Origin of the sequence: Furfurilactobacillus milii, assembly GCF_021654115.1 — a bacterium.
Taxonomy (GTDB): Bacteria; Bacillota; Bacilli; order Lactobacillales; family Lactobacillaceae; genus Furfurilactobacillus; species Furfurilactobacillus milii.
In genome coordinates this window covers 195,662-214,822 of the sequence record NZ_JAIWJF010000001.1, presented here as the reverse complement: position 1 = coordinate 214,822, position 19,161 = coordinate 195,662, and the positions used below count along the sequence as shown (strand labels likewise).

Annotated in this window: 9 protein-coding genes; 2 read left to right on the top strand and 7 right to left on the bottom strand. The window is 46.0% G+C overall.

Annotated features, from left to right (window positions below; translation table 11 throughout):
* Window positions 1-110: 110 nt before the first annotated feature.
* The 5 genes from LDK34_RS00885 to LDK34_RS00865 all read right to left on the bottom strand — a co-directional run bounded on the left by LDK34_RS00885 (window position 111) and on the right by LDK34_RS00865 (window position 14,697).
* Complete coding sequence (locus LDK34_RS00885; protein ID WP_236941182.1) at window positions 111-10,730, bottom strand: KxYKxGKxW signal peptide domain-containing protein; 10,620 nt, start codon at window positions 10,728-10,730, stop codon at window positions 111-113.
* A gap of 419 nt (window positions 10,731-11,149) precedes the next feature.
* Window positions 11,150-11,803: an MIP/aquaporin family protein gene (locus LDK34_RS00880; RefSeq protein ID WP_236941181.1), complete on the bottom strand. Its 654-nt coding sequence runs from the start codon at window positions 11,801-11,803 to the stop codon at window positions 11,150-11,152.
* Window positions 11,804-12,035: 232 nt separating this feature from the next.
* Complete coding sequence (locus LDK34_RS00875) at window positions 12,036-12,371, bottom strand: hypothetical protein (protein ID WP_017261136.1); 336 nt, start codon at window positions 12,369-12,371, stop codon at window positions 12,036-12,038.
* 82 nt (window positions 12,372-12,453) lie between these two features.
* Entirely contained in the window at window positions 12,454-12,675 is a 222-nt protein-coding gene (locus LDK34_RS00870; RefSeq protein WP_161002613.1) for a hypothetical protein, read from the bottom strand.
* Between the two features lie 177 nt (window positions 12,676-12,852).
* Window positions 12,853-14,697 carry a Cna B-type domain-containing protein gene (locus tag LDK34_RS00865; RefSeq protein WP_236941180.1) on the bottom strand — a complete coding sequence of 615 codons (1,845 nt, stop codon included), beginning with the start codon at window positions 14,695-14,697 and terminating at the stop codon, window positions 12,853-12,855.
* Window positions 14,698-15,277: 580 nt separating this feature from the next.
* Here LDK34_RS00865 and LDK34_RS00860 point away from each other — a divergent pair.
* Together LDK34_RS00860 and LDK34_RS00855 are read left to right on the top strand one after the other, a co-directional pair.
* Complete coding sequence (locus tag LDK34_RS00860; RefSeq protein WP_236941179.1) at window positions 15,278-16,399, top strand: baeRF6 domain-containing protein; 1,122 nt, start codon at window positions 15,278-15,280, stop codon at window positions 16,397-16,399.
* Between the two features lie 137 nt (window positions 16,400-16,536).
* Window positions 16,537-17,205, top strand: a complete 669-nt coding sequence (locus LDK34_RS00855; protein ID WP_236941178.1) for a YdeI/OmpD-associated family protein — start codon at window positions 16,537-16,539, stop codon at window positions 17,203-17,205.
* Between the two features lie 293 nt (window positions 17,206-17,498).
* On the opposite strand, the gene LDK34_RS00850 is transcribed toward LDK34_RS00855, so the two are convergent.
* Window positions 17,499-18,044, bottom strand: coding sequence for a phosphoribosyltransferase family protein (locus LDK34_RS00850; RefSeq protein WP_236941177.1), 546 nt, complete (start codon window positions 18,042-18,044; stop codon window positions 17,499-17,501).
* 2 nt (window positions 18,045-18,046) lie between these two features.
* Window positions 18,047-19,123, bottom strand: a complete 1,077-nt coding sequence (locus LDK34_RS00845; protein ID WP_236941176.1) for an NCS2 family permease — start codon at window positions 19,121-19,123, stop codon at window positions 18,047-18,049.
* Between the last annotated feature and the right edge of the window lie 38 nt (window positions 19,124-19,161).

Sequence of the window (19,161 nt, the reverse complement as noted above, 5' to 3'; positions counted from 1 at the left end):
TTTAATCATACCAGAAGCTCACAAAAATAGGGCTCAGCATAATTGCTAAGTCCTATTTTAACGTACCTTGAGCCTGATGAACGACCTTTTCACGAGCTTAATACCTTTTTTTAATGCCGTTTTCGCTCGCCAAGTCCCAATAGTGTGACTAAACCGAGTAAAGCAAGGCTAGTCACGCCTGTTAAACGGAGGTTAGCGTCACCCTGTTCACCCGTTTTAGGTAGTTTTTTGTTGTTAGTCGTTGAATTCACCCCGTCATGTTTGAACCGCATTGGTTTAATCACGGCAGATGGAATCAGTCGATGTTGTTGAACAGCCTGCTTGGCAAACGCACCAGGACGCGTTGAAACCATCGTCAGACCGCCGTTTTCTCCAGTCTGTGAAGCCGATGCTGCCTGTTGGTCAATGGTTGGGGTCGAAGCACCGTTCACGTTGGGGTCTTTGTTCGCTTGTAACAATAAATCCGCGTGAGTCTGTAACTGTTGAGCTTGTTCTAATGCAGCTTGGGCTAGTTGTGCATAATGTTGGGCTAATGCGACATCATTATGCGCGGCTGCCTCAGCAGCTAACCGGGCATCGCGTTGGGCTTCATCCCTAGCTAATTGAGCAGCATTGGCCAGATTTTGACCATCTGGTGTCAAGACGCCCGCGTGAGCCGTTTGGCTTGCTGCAGTGGCTGCTTCGCTAGCCGCAACGCTGGCATTTTGCGCGTCTGTATTAACTGCCTGCTGAATCGCTGTCGCCATCTGTTGGACGGCTGCCTCAGCTGACTGAACCACTTGTGCAGCAGATGTTGCTACCTGTTCGGCACTAGCAGCTGCACTCGCAAATTGGCTGGCAGCACTAGCATCATTCAACAACGCAGCACTAGCCGCCTCGCTGGCTAACACACTCGCCAAGTTGGCAGCACTACTGGCAACTTTACCGGCTGCTTGAGCCGCAGAGACTTGCTGTTGTAAAAGTTTGTCCAAACTTTGAACAGTTGCATTCGCCGGGTCACTTACAGCTTGTTGACCGGTCTGAGCTGCAGTTGCACTTGCTGAGTTAACGTGACTGGTCGTATTGTTGGCAGTACTTTGAGTGGCCTCGTTAGCTGCTGAGGCTGCACTTGCCTCACTCGTAGCGTTACTTGAATCGGCTTTGACTGCCGTTTGCAAACTAGCTAATGCCTGGCTAGCAGCAACCTCATCAGAAGTCGCCAACTGTTGCGCTTTAGTAGCGGCTTCTTGAGCGCTTTGTGCCTTCTTGGCCCATTCACTAGCTGCTGATGCGTCATTAGTGTAAGCCGCACTGGCAGCAGATTTGGCAAAGTCGTTGGCTAAAGCGGCAGCCTCACTTGCGGCCGCTTCAGCGCTAGTCGCCTCATTAACTTTCTGCGCCACTTCACTAGAAAGTTGCTGGACACTGGCATTTTGTTTATCTGTTCCGGCCGCGCTGGTCGCAACCGTTGATGTTGAAGCAACCACTGATGCTAGCGAAGCAGTGGACTGGTTGGCGGAAGCAGCGCTGGATGCCTGCTTCGTTGCCTCACTGGCGTAACTAGCAGCCGTTGATGTGTCTGTCGTAACCGTATTATTGACCAATAATTGTAAATCAGTAGCATGACTGGTCAAACCTTGCACTTGATCTGTGAGTGTCTGCGTGTTGGCATTAGCTGATGCCGCCGCACTGGCATAGTGACTGGCGGCAGAAACATCGTTGTCAGCTGCTGCAGATGCTACTTGACTGGCTAATGATGCAGCGGTACTTGCGGTTGCGCTAAGAATCTTTTCAATTGACTGAGCGGCGCTCGCAGCAGAAGTTGCTTGGCTAGCCCAACTCTTGACGGCTTTGTTGGCCGTATCTTTATCGGCATCTTGATTAGCCGTCGATGCAGCGAGACTGGTCCCATTTACAACATGTTGAGCGGCTGCTGTGGCCGACCCAGCGACACTCGCAGCATTACTTGCACCAGATGCTTGCAAACTAGCGGCATGACTATCGGCACTTAATGCCTGCGCAATCAGTTGATTATTGGCAGTAGCCTGATTGCCTAACGAGTTAGCAACACTCTGTTCAGAATTTAGCAAACTTTGGACATTTGCGGCACTCACTGCAAAGTTACTTGCGGCACTAACATCGTTTAGGGCCGCAGCGGAAGCCGTTTGACTAGCTAACTGTTGTGCGACATCGTTCAAACTGGCGGCTAGGCTGTCTGCCGAGTTTAACTCCGACTGTGTTGCTACTTGTTGACTGATCAAACTTTGGTAACTGCTGTTTGCCTTATCTGCTCCCGACTGAACAGCCGTTGTCAATGTTGCGGCACTGCCAGCCAATGAGGCTGCCTGCTTGCTGACATCACTGGACTGTTTAGTTGCCGCACTCGCCTTATCGTTAACCCCATCGGCAATTTGGCTTACCGCATTCGCATCTGCCTTGACGTCATCTGAAAGAGCCGTCATTAATGACTGAGCCGATGTGTTATCCGCGTCGGCAGTACTTTCCAAACTGGCCACAGTGGATGCTGCAGCACTGGCCGACTGGGTCAGTTTAGTGGCTAATGCTGGATCATTAGAGGCAGCCGCGGCACTAGCTAATGATTGTAGCGAACGCGCTACACTGGCAGCTGAATTGGCCGCAGATAATGTCGCACTGGCAGCAGAATCTAACGATGCCAAACTTTGGTTTAGACTCTGTACTGTCTTATTAGCTGAATCTGTGGCAGCCAACTTTTTACCAGCTGATGTATAACCTGCAACACTCGCAACTTGACTGCTCGTCGATGCCGCCTCACTTGTCGCAATGTTGGCATGGATGGTCGCCGAGGTTACCTGCTCAGAGGCAGCTGTGTGATCGGCAGTCACTTTGTCGTTCGCATCGTCAGCCAAACTATGAACTAGCGACTCTAATGAGTTAATCGCAGATTGATCGCTCGTCATATCATCATTTAAAGACGTAGCGGCCGACTGTGCACTCGTAGCGCCACTGACATCGTTTAACGAAGCCGCGGAATTGGCCGCACTGGTCACGGATGCCAATTTGCTGATCGTTGACGTAGCCGAAGCAACCTGACTGTCAGCTGACTTGGCCGCAACTACTGCCTGACTGACGGCAGTTGAAACTGCCTGGTTCTTTGTATCCGCACCAGCCAGTGATTTCAGCTCGTTCACTAAGCTGCTGATAACAGCACGCTGATCTGAAATTGTCTTGTTGGCGCCACTAGCAGTTGTGCTCGTTGTCGTTACCTTTTCGGCAGCCTGGCTTGCAACTTTGTGATCATCTGTGACCAACTTTTGCACCTGAGCATAAATTGACGTGGCCGAATCGTTCAATTGATTGATCTTTGCCACATCAGCGGAGGCCACTGCTCCCGCTGACGTGGCCACTTTTTCAGCAGACTGAGCCGTTGATTGATCGTTTGTTAAAGCTGCCAAGGAAGCAACACTCGCAGCACTCGCAGCAATCGACGCCTGTTGTGACACGACGGTGTTCAAACTCATCGTTTCACTGTCGATACTTGTAGCACTACTATCCAGACTTTGAACTTCTGAATTCATTAAATCCGTCTTAGCCAGTGAGCTGGTGCTCGAAACGGTACTGGTTATTTGACTATCCACATTTTTACTGGTCATTACACCAGTTGCCGCACTACTGGCTGTGTTGCCAGCAGACATAGTAGCATCTTTTGCTGCGGTACTATCGCCAGCCAATGCTGATGTGGCCGAGTTCATAATACTCGTCACTTCAGACTGTGCACTTGCCGCTGTCGAGGCCAAATCATTGGCAACCTTGGCAGCACTTAGAGCTAATGACTGATCCTGACTCGCTAAAATTGGTTTATTAAAGCTGGCAACACTGGTTGCACTCTTTGCATAATCCGTTGCTGATGCTGCAGCAGCGCTGGCTTCACTAGCAGTTGTCGCAAACTTATTGACCAAACTCGTTGCTGTTGAAACGGCCATTTGAATACTTGCGTTATGAGGATCTTGATTAGCAACAACGGCCAATGAACTCAAATTAGTCGCTATTGTTGCGGAGGCCGCTTTAATAATTGGTGCGGCACTATCGGCTGACAACGCCGCACTGGCCGCCTGACTAGCTAAATCACTGGCAACCGTGTGATCGACAGTCGTTGCAACTGAATTAAAATCACTAGTTAATGACTCAGCCTTAGTTTCCAAACTATTAGCGACATCTTGATCTGAATCTGCCTCGCTAGCGAGTTGACTGGCAGTCGCAAAGTCATTGTCATTAGCAGCACTAGTGGCTTTATCCACTAATGTGGCAGCACTTGCTGCGGCTTGTTTGGCCTGATCAATCAGTCCATTAATCGAGTTAGCTAGATCGGCAGCGCTCTTGGAAAGCGTCGTCAATTGCGTATTGCTGGCATCACTAGTCGTCGTTTTAGCAACTGATGCGGCATTAGCACTCGCTGCACTGGCCAAACTATCAACCAGTGAGCTGGCAATACTAGCCACGTTAGCAGCACTACTGGTCGTATCCGCTGCCTGACTGGCACCAATGCTATCGTGAATCAACGTATTTTGCGTATCATTTGTTAAGGACTTAGCCTGTGCGGCAAGCCCATTGGCGACCGTATCGTCAGAATCCGCTGACGATTCAGCAGAAGCAGCCTGGCTGGCAAACGCACTAGCTGCACTGGCATCATTCAAAGCCGCAGCCGACGCAGCTTGGCTAGCAAACACACTAGCATTACTGGCAGCAACACTTCCAGCAGATGCAGCGGTTGAAGCTTCACTTGTTAATGAGTTGACCGCACTGGCCTCGCTTTGAACCGTTTTATTTTTCGGATCACGGGCAGCAATTGATGCTGCCTTACTTGCCAACGAGTTGACCGTTGACGCCGTTTGCGTTGTTTGGTCGGCAACACTGGTCGTCGTTGAAGCCGCGACACTAGCTGCACTAGCCGCTGTTGACGCATTATTACTATCTAAGGCAACTGTGCTGGCAATTTGACTATGAACACTGTTAACACCTGATTGAAGGCTGGCAACCGTCGAAGCGATACTGTTCGCTGTGCTGGCCTGTGTGGATGCCACGGACGCCAACGACTTTGCAGCTGACTGATCATTCAGCAAGGCCGCGTTTGACGCCGCACTAGCTGCACTTTCAGCGATACTAGTTGCCGTTGATAGACTGACTTTCTGGTCACTGACTTGATTATTAAGCTGATTGGCAGACGTCAAAATGGCGCCTAAATCAGTATTCGCGCTATCCGTGTTCACTAATCGACCCGCGTCACTAACAGCACTGGTCATTTGAGAAGCGGCACTGTTGGTTTGTTCAACATCACGCGTTGCCTGACTAGCTAAACTGTTTGCGACGCTAACCGCTGAATTAGCAACACTACCATCACCAGCAATATCAGTCGTTATCTGACTGTAAATATTGTTTGCCTGAGAAGCCAAACTATCAACTTGATACTCTAAAGAGCTAACAGTCGAAGCGGCAGCAGAACCCTTGGCCGCATACTGGCTAGCTAATGACGCATCATTGTTGGCCGCGGCAGAAGCTGCTAACGCTGCGTAAGAATTAGCTTCACTAGTAGCAGATGACGCTTGTTGGTTATCGCTCACAATCGCGCTTGCCAGAGAGTTAGCACCCTTAATTAGATTGGTAACTTCTGCGTTTTTAGGATCCGTAGCTGCCACAGAATTAGCAGCGCTCAGAATACTATTAACATTTGTTCCCTCACTAGCGGCAGCAATCGTTGCCTTATTCGCAATGCTGGCAGCCGTTGAAGCAGCTGAGTTTTGAATGGCAGCAGCCGTGCTGTCGGCGATGGCCGTTTGGTTAGCCGCAACGGCCAGTGAATTTGCTTGGCTCATTAATCCTTGAAGTGAATCTTGTAAGCTAGGAATTTGATGCTCAGCACTGGCTGCTAATGAGGCATCTTTGGTAGCCTCATTAACATCGTTCAACGCTGCAGCTGATGCGGCCATCGAACTATACGTGCTGGCCTGCTTAGCCAAGCCGTTTACCGTCGTTTCAATACTATTCGCGGTACTAGCAACCTGCTGCCCTTGTTTGGCCAAACTTTGTAGCGCGCTATCAGCGGTCGTCGCTGACGCAGCACTGGCAACCTCAGAAATTGCTTTATTAACGTTGCTGTTTTGCTGACTGACTGTTACTGCCTCACCAGAAGCAGTGGAGGCTGCTGCTGCCGCATCGGAACCTTGTTCACTAGCAGTAACACTATCAACATGGACTGCGTTGGCAATAATCGGCGCTGTCTGGCTGACAATAGTATTTAATGACGTTAACGATGTCGTTAATTGTGCATCCTGGCTCGCAATTGATGCCGCCGTTGAGGCAGCTTGAGAAGCACCTGTCGCGTCATTGTTTAACGCAGCCGTAGATGCCGTACTCGTCAGTTGGTCAACTGTTGCCCGATCACTAGATAACTGAGTTGCAAACGAGGCCGCAGAATCCGCTGCCTGACTGATAGCAACAGCCGATTTTTGAACTTCGGTATTTGTACTATCAGTTGCTGCATTACTGGCGGCTTTTTGCGCAATGCTATCAGCTTGGGAAGCAACATCAGAGCGGTTAGTCATCATCGATACCATATCGGTATCTGTTGACTTCGTTGTGGAAGCGGCCTGTGAAGCGGCAGTGCTATCTGCACTGACCTCGTCATCAATATCATCATCTTCAGCTAAGAAGTCCATGTAGAAAGCCCGCGCCGCTTTTGCCGCGGAGTCGGCTTTACTTTGCGCAGCTGACGCCGATGCATATAATGTCTTAGCATTGTCTGCCTGGTTTAGATCAGCGGCTGACTGAGCGGATTTGTACAGATTATTAGCAATTGCCGTTTGATCAGCTGCAACGGTCTGCAAAGACTGTGTGGAGGCAGCGGCTGATGCGGCCGCTGATGCTTGTGATTGAACACGTGCATTTTGTTTGTCCAATACGGCCTTATTAGCGGCCCTGACACTCAACGAGTTGTTGCTCGTCACAAAGTCTTGAATCGTACCAATATCCGCACTAGCCTGTACCGCGGCCGCACTGGTGGCCTTTGCCGCAGAACTCGCCGCAATACTATCGGAACTAACAGCACTCTGAACGAAATCATTGGCGCTTTGAGCAACCGTGAATAGACTGGTAGCCACCATAGCGGCCGATAAAGCTGCCGTTTGGGCACTCGTCGCCGAAGCAGCATATTCACTGGCTAAACTCGCATCATTCGAAGCCGCGGCCAGGGATGCCCGCGAAGCAAAGTCACTGGCAGCAGAAGCATAGTTACTCGATTGACTGGCAAATGACGTCGCTTGTTTGGCCTCGTAACTGGCCACGGAAGCAGCAGATGCCGCACCACTAGCAGCTGACTGAGCTAAACTGGCTGCACTGACAACCTTGTTATTCGCAAGGTCAGTTTTCCCCGTTGCTGAGGCCGCATTGGCATTTGTCACGGCCTGAACAGCCGCACCACTGGCGGTTACGGCATTATTAACGGCATTCGACGCAATGCTTTGGGCCTGGCTAGCCAGTTGTGAAGACACTTGACTATCAACGGTAACCTGACTGGCCACAGTCTTTGTCGAACTAGTGACGACCGCAGCCGCGCTGTGCGTTACCTGTGCTTCCGAGTTCGCCTGAGCCGCCAAACTAGACGCACTCATGGCATAATCGTACGCAGCGCTGACGTCATTATCATCAGCGGCACTAGCAGCTAATGATGCAAATTGTAATGCCTTATTAGCATCATTATTCGCAGAGTGAGCCGCTTTATTCCCAGCATCCGCATTTTGCGAAGTCGTGCCGGCGCCAGTTTGAACATTCCCGTTAGCCTGGTCCGCAGCTGCTAATGACATTGCCTGGCTAGCGGTCATGTTAGCCTGAATCGCAGTCATTGCAGCGGATAATGCGGCCGACTGAACGGAGTGCACGACACTCTGCGCTGTAGAGGCAACGTTGGAGGCGGCAATTGATGTCGCAGTAGCCGCCGTGCTTTTAGCTTGAGAAGCAGTGGATGTCGTTTGGGCCGCTGTGATACTGGTTGCATTCGTCAACGTTTGCGCCGCTGCTGCAGCACTATTAGCTACTGAAGAAGCGTTGGCAATTGCCGTAGATGCTACTGCTAATGCTGAATTGTATTGTTGCGTAGCCGAGCTGGCAGCTGTGTTAGCAGAAGCCGCTTTATTCTGATCAGATTGTGCCATATTGGAATAGTAAACAAGGTTTGAATCGTTTTTAAAGTTATTCTTTTCCCACTGGTACAACGAGTTTGCCGATTGAGCAGCTACATTTGCAGCTGATGCATCAGCCAGTTCCTTCAGATACGTTTGTTCAAGATTGGTGGCCAAACTGTTAGCAGAATTAGCCGTTGTAATAACCTCAGCGACCTTGCCGTTAACTGAGTCTAAAACGCTCTGCGCACTAATTGCTGCGCTTCCTTGACCCAAAATGGCCGTGTAATACGATTGAGTTGCTGAATATTGATTAATAACATTTTTATCATTCGGTGAGACAGACGCAGCGTAACTGGCGGCAACCAACGCTGATTTAGCACTAGAAAGCGCGCCACTGGTCATTGCCTGATATGAATTAACCTGTGACTCATCTGCTGTCACAGTCGGCGTTGGATCGGCCGTAAACGTGTATGTCAGTGACGTATTGGTACCAAATGTTTCCTTCAAATTTGGTGATTTGGTAAGTAAATAATTGAGTCCATCTGTCCCCTTAACTTCGGATGCCGGCTCAACAGCAGACAAATCAATAGCAGTCCCATCGACTCCAGAAATAGTGCGATCATCTTTAATCTGTTTGCCAGTAGCGTCAATGTAGTGAATGGTTGTTGTAACCACATTACCGGTATCAATTTCTGGCGTCGTTTGTGTGGCATCATTTTTAACTGTATAGGCCACAGCAGACTTAATTCCATAGCCAAGACTGTTATCCCAAACCACAACCGTGGACGGATCCATCCCTGTGTCAATTGCTGCCTGGGCCGACTTTTTATCTGGATAGATGTGAATCGTATCCCCGATATTCGCGGTCACCGTAATTGGCGCAGATTGACCAGATGGTGTTTTCACGTTCAGCGTCACTTTGGAAACACCTTTAGTGTATGTCAGGCTGCTAATACCAGCTCCCTGAGCGTTTTTTGAGCCACCAGTTGATGCAGCAAAGGATAACGTATAGTTAGTTTGATTGGCCTTAGGGATGACCTTGGTAAAAGTTGTCCCATTGCCACCATTGTCAGGAACCGTCATTGTTAGCAAACCGTCCCCGTTAGACTGAATCGTATACGTCATCGTAAAGTTGTGGTAATTACCATCAATCAACGCCTTATTCATTGGCCGCCAAGTCGTATTAGACTGCCCGGTATACGAATAACTATTTAACTGTCCTGACTGATCTGTTGTCCGCCAGCCAATATAAACCTGACTCGGATCGCCACCGTTCCAATAATACGTATCGAAAACAAATGCCATGGCATCTTTCAAACCTGGCACACCAAGACCACCACCAGGTTGACCATTATAAGTTTGTGTCGGATTCTCCGGCGACGGAACAAATACCAATGAAACTCCATCTGCACCACCCTGCGGTCCAGTTTTATTCCCAATTTGAACTGATCCCTTAAGCGTAAATGATTTGGTGAAATCCACTGTGTTGTTAAGGTTGGCATGACCCACTTCATCATTTTTATCTTCCGTTAGGCCAACTGTCCCATTATTGTTAAACTGCACACTGGTCCCGTTACCAGTGAATTGTGTCGACGCATTGGCTTGGGTGACGTTCCCGTTAGCTGTTCCAATTTCCATGTTGTTGCTTAAAGTAGGCAGGCTAACACTGGCGTCCTTTTGCGTAATCATCACAGGTTGATTAACAAGCGCCAACGATTTCTTCAGTTCTATCAGCTGAGCCGTTGTCGTGGCATCTGGGACATTAATCACTGTCATGCCATTAATCATTGTTAACGTGCTGCCTGTCGGTAATACAGCTTGTTGAACAATTGACGCGGGCACATTGGTATTAGTGTCTAATGGCAAAGGTGTTTCACGTGTAACAGTCGTTTTTGCTCTGGACTGAACTGTTACGATGCCAGCTTCAGAGGCCGTAGTCACGGCAGATTGCGACGGCGATACTAATGACGTCGTACTTTGTTGAAGACTACCTACTACGCTTTGGCTAGTAGCAACCGATAAAACAGCATCTGCCTGTGGCGCACGTGAAACTAGCGTGGCCGGATTAATAACATTGCCAGTCACAGCCGCTTGTTTTTCAGCCGGAGCACTTGTCGGCACCTGATTAATATCTTGCTGAGCCAAATACGCACGTGAAGTTAATGCGCTACTGTCAGGATTTTTTTCTGAACTACTGTTAACGCTGCTTTGACTACTAGCACTAGTTAAATCTGGATTTTTAGCATCAATCGGCTGACTAACTGTCAGTTGCGCTGAATTGGCTACTTGAGCCGCATTGGATTCAGAAGCAGCACTAGTCATTGAGCTACTGCTAATAACACTGCTGACTGCACTGTTATTAGTCGTATTTTGGGCAGCTCCGTCATTGCCAAGACTTGAAGAAGCAGTGATTGAAGTCTCAGTTGTCTGTGATTGAGCACCAGTTTGATTCGCCAAGACCATCTGATCCGTACCAATCATTCCCGTGCCAAAAAAAAGTAGCGCTATGCCTGCAAACAGCCAGCGCTTCCCTGCCTTATACATCTTGTAGTGTTCTTTACGTGCCGTTGCGAACCGACCCAACTCACTATCTTTCATAAATCCCCTCAGAAACTCTGTTTCGGAAAAATTAGCATCGTTAAATATCACATTTTGTTAATTATATATCGCACAATTTATTTGTAAACATAGTAAATTAATGCGTTATAAGAACATTTAGTTGCATTTTTAAATAGTATTAGTTTTATTTAAATTGGTACGGTTCAAAAGCCCTTATCACAGACTAATCGGCCACTATTGGAACATTAAAATAAAAAACGAAAGATGCTTTTCTGACAAAATTTTTGTTTTCTAAGAATTTAACGATTTTTATATTACTTAACTTTCTGGATTCGTGATGTTTATTGCCAGTACAAGCATTGAATGAAAAACAGCGTTCGACATCAAAAAACACCCTGGTTGCCTGACCAAACGGTCAAGTTTCCAGGGTGTTCGTATATAAAGTTTTAAAAATCAGTCTAGTCTTCGCTACCCATCCAACGACCAACAAAGGCCGCGATAGCAGCACCCAATACTGGGGCAATCAAGTAAACCCAGTAGTGAGACAACGCAGTACCACCAGCAAAGATGGCAGGTCCGAAACTACGAGCAGGGTTCAAAGAACCACCGGTCAAGTTCAAGGCAACAATGATCAAAAAGGCTAAGGTTAAACCAATTGCTACTGGTGCCATTGTGGCGTTACCAAACTTGTCGCTAGTGACCATCAAGATCACAAATACGAATAAGAAGGTAATAATTGTTTCGAAGCAGAACGCTGCGCCAGCAGAGATCTTAGGAAAATCCGTTTGACCAAAACCAACACTCTTTGGCAAGTTTAATGCGTGTTCAAAGAAGTCCAACACGGCTGAAGCAACTGTGGCACCTAAAAATTGCGAAATAATGTAAAAAATGGTGTCACTAGCTGACAAACGACCGTTGATCAACATCGCAATAGATACTGCGGGGTTGAAGTTACCGCCTGACACGCCACCAACGGCGTAAGCCATCATCGTAATGGCCAATCCGAATGCTAAACCAATGGCTAAAGTGCCGCCTTTAGCAACCGTAACTGTACCAGTACCGATGAAAACAAGCATGAAAGTTCCGATAAACTCGGCAAAATACTTTCTCATTTTCATTCCCTCCAGGAATATGTAAATTTAGAAAACTTTTGTTCGAACTAAATGATACCCTATTTAGCCTAAAAATACAGACTAAACACCTGTGATTAACCATTTCGCTACAAAATAATTACGTTTCATGTGTATTTTCAAAATTACATAGAAAAAGAGTTGAACCATGAGCTTATTTCAAACAATCACAAACTTGATTGTTCAAGATAAAAACTGATGATTCAACTCTATTTTAGTTTCGATGATTAGCTGCAATAACCTGCAAACGATGACCAGCAATCCACAATAGGATAGCCGCTACCCAAGAAGCAAAGATCACACTAATAATTCCTTGCTGATAAAACGCGCTACCATTGGCCAGCCATCGATCCGTGAGCTGATTCAATTTGGACAACTCCCACACACCTACAATGGCTGGGATCAAGGTCACCGTGTAAACGAAGAATGATGCCCCACCCGTTAACATTGTCAAACTAATAACAACACCAGAAAAGATGTTGATAATGGCTGCCCATAGTAATAACCCGTGAACGGCGGCATTTGCCTGTTCACGCCATTCCTGATTCATTTTAAATCCGTCCTTTTATCCTTAGTTAGTTGATTCATTATGACACACTTTACTAATCTAAGGGACAAAATGGCAGACGTTATTACTTTGTCTTACGATCTGCTAATGCCTGCTTGCCTTGATCAGTTAATCCTTCGACGGTATTGCCACTCGCTTCGATGTAACCAGCGTCGATCAAAGGCCGAGGATCCCCACCGATTGCATTATCACAGTAGTCTACAAAATGAGTCACTGGCGTCCCGGATTCAACACGGCCTGAGGCAATCGCATCTAAGATATCATAATCTGTATTTGTTAGTTCCATATCAATTCCTCCTTCTTAAACTGAGGAAATTATACCCTGTTCAGTCCTATTTTGTCCTAAATTTGTCCTACATGTCTGTGACAAACCGCAGTCGTATACACATGACCACATCACTAGTGGAAGGACCGTCTAATCCTTAAGCACACCGAGCTAATTGATGAAGAAGATGCATTTCAATTAACTGTGTTTACGACGCAATAGTAATAGACCGGCAACTAATAACACCGCCACACCGATGACAGCGAAAAGACCACTGCTCTTTTCGTTTGTAAATGGTAAACGGCCTTCCTTATTTGTCTTGGCCGTCTTAACTTCACCGTTTTGGGGCTCAGAATTTGTTGGTGTCGGCAAAGCAGCTTTAGGCAAAGCTGCCTGACTTTCGGATGAAGTGCTTGGTTTGTTTGGTACAACAGATGTATTTGGAGTTTCTGTTTTATTTGGTGTACTTGGTAATTCTGGGGTACTTGGCACGCTTGGGGTTTCAGGAATTCCTGGTGTGCTTGGTACTTCCGGAGTCCCTGGGGTTTCCGGATTTGACGGTTCGCCAGGTTTATCGGGTTCGCTAGGCACATATGTGTTGGTAAATCCTTCGCTTGTTTGAGTACTCTTATAATTTGCGACAGGTTCTTCTTTGACGGTGTAATTAATGACCTTTCCTTGATTGTCATACTTTTGCAGGTTGTCAAAGGCGTATTGCCATTTTGATTTATTAGAAACCGTCTGACTGTCCTTCTTGCTGCCGTTTGCATAAAGATCAATAACGACACTCTGAGGTCGTTTGCCAGCAGCGTCATTATCATCGACCCATGTTTTGGTACCAGTAACAGAAACAACCGCCGTGTTGTACGCCGACACATCGGCATGTTGATGATCTTTACTAATCGTAAACGGAATAGAAGTCTTACTCAATCGGTAGCCTGCTGCGGATTGATGTTCCACAAAAGAATAATCTCCAGCTGCTAAGTTTGCGACTGATATTTTTCCGTTAGCATCCGTTGTTAGGCCTGACTTAATCAATACGTTGTCCTTGTAAAGATCAAATGTTGTATTTGCCAGCGTAGCATGCGTTTGTTCATCATATTTTACTAAGTCAACGGAACCACTTGATCCATTTCCGGTGCCACCGCCGCCCCAAACAACATTGCTATTCACAGTGGTGCCATGGTCTGGACTATCTGATGTATTGGCAGAAATCGTGTTACTCCAAGTATTACCGCCATTTGAATTTAAATTTGTGACTTTGACCTTGTAAACAACATCAATATTAGTGGATATATCTCCAAGGTTAATCGTCAAATGTTTACCATTTACAGTCACATTCGGTGTTATTGTGCCATCATCGACCCACTGACCGTTTTCTTCATGACGCTTAGTCAAAGTCATTGAGTTAGAAATGTACTCTTGTCCTTCACCGAGGGTATCAGTTAACACCACATTTTTAAGATTTGCTGCTCCAGGATTAACTGATGCTTCCCAAATAACCTCAGTAGGATAGCCTTGTTTGTCATAGGTACTGCCATCTACCCAACCAATTTTGTTGATAAAATAACTTGCTGGCCCACCACCAGAGTGTGTCCCAATAACATTTAAAAATAAATGGCCTTCGCGATTAAAATTAGTATCTTCTAAGGCATTAGAAAAAGTAATCGTCCCTTGTGACTGTCCTTTTAAAATAGTCCCAGTACCGACGACCTTACCATCATTATTGGTGATATTAAATGTGACATCACTATTCATAACGACATTATCTGGCAGTGAGAACGACGTCGTGTCTCCGGCAGAGATCATTACCCCATCGTCAATCTTCCATTGATATTTTGCCGTATAGTTACTGTACCGATCGAGATCCTTTTGACCGGTAACATTGTTTCCAGCATCGTCCCAAATAGTCGCATCGTTGGCATTCAGGCCAGATACTGAAACGTTAGCCGCCTTTACAGTGTTAACGGACATCAACGGTCCCATTAAACTAACCACTAACGCCATAAACTGGATTAAAAACAATAGCTTATGCTTTTTCATTTGAGAATTATCTCCTTACTCAACATATAAATTATATTAGTCACTACATACTTTAGTGACTAATGTTTTACCAAATTAAATTATACAATGAATAATTAGCCGATGTTAAATGATCGTTATTATTTTTAAATCAAAGGCCAATGGCTAGCAGTTAACCTGCATTTCCTGTGTTAATTGACGCTTTCTCAATTTATTTGCTAATAGGAATAATGTTGCGAAAGCACACCCTTATCATTTTCAAATGTCCTCTCATCAAATAGTGTTAATAGACGTTCACAGTTTCTTTTTAAGCAAGATCCTCCTACCACATAACGCCAGTTTGCCTATAATATCAGCTTAAAATAGCTACTTTTCATTTCGGCTGCACAAATCGAATCAGTGAGAATTACATTCAATAATTAACTAATTTACAGCTTGCTTGGCATTGTATGCGGATTCATCCCCATAGGCACATAATTCGCGTCCAACCGTAGTGCTTGCTACGCTATCAAGTAGAAAGTTCCGTCCAACGGGTGTTTGAAGCCTTAAAGGACGCATGCCTAAACAACTAAGACGTGTTTAAATTAGGAGGATAACGCATATGCCAAACTCACTGTTAAATACAGCTACATTAACAACTTTATTAACACAACATCCCGATGCACCAGTTGTATCAATTTACGCAAACATTGATCCTGCTGATCGGCCACACACACGGTTACGTGTTCAGGATCTTATTCGTCAGGCAAAGCAACACGTCACCCGTCAGTTTGGCACCGACTGGTGGACCAGCATTGAGCCGCGAGTATCAGCGGCACTCAGCGACGACGCACTATTTGCACAAAATATTAAAGAAAGCATCGCCGTTCTAACCACAGCAGATCAAGTAATCATCGATCATTTGTCCACCAACGTAACTGACCAAGTGTCTGTAAGCACCGTGCCCGAGTTACGACCACTGCTGCGTGAACAACAGCGCGCATTCGATTTCGATTTACTTGCTCTAAATGGTGACTCGTTTAAGCTTTACCAAATTCGTAATCATCGCGTGATTTTAACTCCTCTGCCAGAGGATGCGCCAACCACCTTGACACAAGCACTCGGCACAGAAATCCGTGGCGGAGACGTTAACGGTGTCAGTCGCGGCGAACACGCCGGCTATCATGGGCACCACACAAAGGATGTCGGCAAAGATATTGACCTGACAAATTACTTCCAAGCCGTTGATAACTTCATGCAAGCTTGGCAAAAAGATACACAACGCCCGCTAATTCTGTTTGCCTTACCAGAAAATCAAGCTTTATTCCGCAAACTCAGCCGATTAACACATGTTTCCACCGATTATGTACTGAATGAATCTCCTGCCAACTTAAGTACTGCCCAGATTCAGCAACGGGTTGAACCCTTATTTGAACAGCATGCCGATCAAATTATTCAAACAGGACTCAAGGCTTACCATGATGCTGCTAATGCCAATCATCAGGTCAAATTACCAACCGACATCGCCACGGCTGTTTCTCATGGTCAGCTAGGGACTTTAATCGTCGCCGACACATCCGAGTGGCACGGTCACTTAGACCGTGATCAATTCATTACCGACCCAACCGCCGCTAATGCTATTCCTTCACTGTGTGTCACTATGCTTCAACGTGGCGGTGATGTGATTGTCGTTAATGAAGATCAGCTACCAGATGGCCAACCAGTTGGGATCAGTCGCTATTGATTTACACTAAGATGAAGTAAATATAAGGGGTTAAATGCGTCTTAAGCGGCGTACTTAACCCCTTTTTCTTGCGCACTATGCTATGCTGTCGATGACAATTAACGCTCAGATTAATGCATATATGAAAGGTGATACTTATGCCTAAAACGTTTGCCGACAAAATCAAACTCCCAACGTACAAACATGTTTCAATCCGTCATCAACCTGATACAATTGATACACTATCTCTTAAACAAGTCAGCGACTCAACAAAAACAAACGATCTCATTCTGAGTTTTTGTTTATCAACAGACATGATGGCCGCGGAAATTAAAACGATTGCGAACGAAAAATTGCTTTCATCTAGGGGCTATCTTTACCTAATTTATCCAAAATTGAAAAACAAACTTGGTCTGTCTGGGATTCATCGCGATGTTCTTTTCCCCGCTCTCAATGTTGATGAGGACAGCGGTGCAGTAGCTGATACCGGCCTTAAGTTTTCGCGGATGGTGAGTTTTGATGGTAACTATACAGCCGTGGGATTAACTTGGCTGGCAAGCAATCCTCGTCGTGCTAACAATCCATCTGGTCGCGTGGCAACTTATGAAGATCGGTTGAGCGAACTCAAACAACTAATCGGTACAGATACTGATGCCCGTCAAGCCTTCGATACGTTGACGCCTGGCTATCAGCGTTCTTGGGCACGTTATGTATTTAGTCCCAAAACATCTGGTACGCAGCAGGCTCACCTTCAACAAATGATTAGCTTGTTGAAGGAAGATTACGCATCAGTTGAATTATGGCACCAGGGAAAAAAGCGTCACTAAAAATTTTTCAAAAAATATACGCCACGTTTCAAACTCGTAAACGTTGTCACATCAATCGTTTACAAACGTTAACACCGAAATTTCCGCGTTTCGCAACTATTTCATTAAGTCTTTTTAAGCTTACTTTTAGGTAACGTCGGTATATTATAAGCATCGAAGGAGTTCATACCCCTCACTCCTCCGACGTAATGTATCTCCCCCCAGATATGTTAAGACTCTCTCTAGAATGATGGCTGACCTAGGATTCCCCGATCCTAGGTCAGTTTCTTTTTGTCTATTTTTATTGGGACGCCTTAAATTGAAAAGACTGGCAGAGACCCCAGAAAAGTAATATCATCCCTCGTTGCTGCTGTTCCCTCGGCCAAAATCGCACATTTACAAACAACATTGGCATCAACTTTAGCCATTAAATTTTCTGCTGCAGTCAATGAACCTCCAGTCGAAACCACATCGTCCACTAAGAGTATTCGTTTGTCAGTAAGTCGAAGAACATCATTACCATCTAGCACTAACGTTTGTGACTCATCTGTCGTAATTGACCTTACAGGAACACTTATTGGATGAGCCATGTACCCCTTTACACTCTTGCGAAGGACGACATAGTTTTTACGATGCGTTATTTTACTTATTTCTTCAGCTAACGGAATACCTTTGCTTTCCATTGTGACGATTTCATCAAATGGTTCAGTTATTCGTTTGACAAGTTCAGCGGCTGCATAACTAGCCATTTCTGTATCCCCGAGCAGAACAAACGATGCGATTGCAACAGTCGAACTAATCGGAATAATCGGCAACTTTCTTTTCAAAACTCCTATCGTAACTTCATAACTTTTTTCCATCCTCATAACCCCAATCCGATTATTGGCAAAATAAATTTGAAAATGGCCCCTGTCAATAAGCCTGACATTGGATCAACTAATGCTGTGACAATCAATGTCAACGCGGAAATCGATGCACCAGATCCTTTCAACGCTAACGCAGCGTTCTCTGGAAAAATAATCACAGCTCCCAAAATTAGCAAAAATCCTGCAATTGAAGCAGCTGGTACATATTTACCCAATCGTGGTAACCAACCGGAAAATAATAAAAGTGCCATTAGCAACATCATCAATATTCCAGAAACAACTGGTTCTGGTGCACTTGCGGTCGCCGAAATAATACTTTCTACTGGCGCCCCACCAAGTAAACTCGTTCCCATATCCGCAAAGGCCTGCGTCCCCGTCAGAATATTCAGGTTCACCGGATTTGGCTTAATGCCTGTTAACTGACCAGTTACCAGCCCGTATGAAATGTTCGCGCCAATATTCAAACAGGCTAAGCTTAGTGCTCCCCGAATCACTCGCAGATTAACCATTGGTTTCAAGAAGTGAAAGCGCCGCTCTACAACGTATTGTGGCAGTTCCACCCGATAGTGAATGCCATAAACGGCCACTATGCTTGATGCAATGACGGATAAAACAATTGTCCAAACCAAGTCCTTCGTTAATAAATATGTCAGCACAGCAACGCCGACAGAAGTGCCGCCAGCAATTCGTTCGTTTTTAACCATTGTCAAGCTGATCTTACTAAGCATTAAACCGACGCCTGCCATCATACCCGCGATGATACCATTTCCTAAAACATGTACGATACTCGTTAAAGTACCTGTCAAACCAATAACTAACATAAAGATGGAACCGCCAAAAATGATCGACGACCGTTCTCGGTGTGTTTGACCTAAACGACTCAATAAGCCTAATGACTCGGCCTGAAATGAAATAGGCGCAACTGATCCGACTGCGCCATTCACTAATGCGCCAAAAGCGAAGGAAAAGGATGTCGGAAAAATGGCGAATCCCAGAGTCATGGCCATAATACCTTGAGGAATCCCATTCAGAACAACGCCTATTGCTGCCATTAAATCAGCCAACCAATGCATGTAAATACCCCCGGATTATCATTCTGTATGTTTGGCGT

Bases quoted from the DNA above. Each gene is read 5' to 3' on its own strand.
- LDK34_RS00885 (WP_236941182.1), bottom strand. From the start codon at position 10,730: ATGAAAGATAGTGAGTTGGGTCGGTTCGCAACGGCACGTAAAGAACAC.
- LDK34_RS00845 (WP_236941176.1), bottom strand. From the start codon at position 19,123: ATGCATTGGTTGGCTGATTTAATGGCAGCAATAGGCGTTGTTCTGAAT.
- LDK34_RS00855 (WP_236941178.1), top strand. From the start codon at position 16,537: ATGCCTAAAACGTTTGCCGACAAAATCAAACTCCCAACGTACAAACAT.
- LDK34_RS00880 (WP_236941181.1), bottom strand. From the start codon at position 11,803: ATGAGAAAGTATTTTGCCGAGTTTATCGGAACTTTCATGCTTGTTTTC.
- LDK34_RS00870 (WP_161002613.1), bottom strand. From the start codon at position 12,675: ATGGAACTAACAAATACAGATTATGATATCTTAGATGCGATTGCCTCA.
- LDK34_RS00850 (WP_236941177.1), bottom strand. From the start codon at position 18,044: ATGGAAAAAAGTTATGAAGTTACGATAGGAGTTTTGAAAAGAAAGTTG.
- LDK34_RS00860 (WP_236941179.1), top strand. From the start codon at position 15,278: ATGCCAAACTCACTGTTAAATACAGCTACATTAACAACTTTATTAACA.
- LDK34_RS00875 (WP_017261136.1), bottom strand. From the start codon at position 12,371: ATGAATCAGGAATGGCGTGAACAGGCAAATGCCGCCGTTCACGGGTTA.
- LDK34_RS00865 (WP_236941180.1), bottom strand. From the start codon at position 14,697: ATGAAAAAGCATAAGCTATTGTTTTTAATCCAGTTTATGGCGTTAGTG.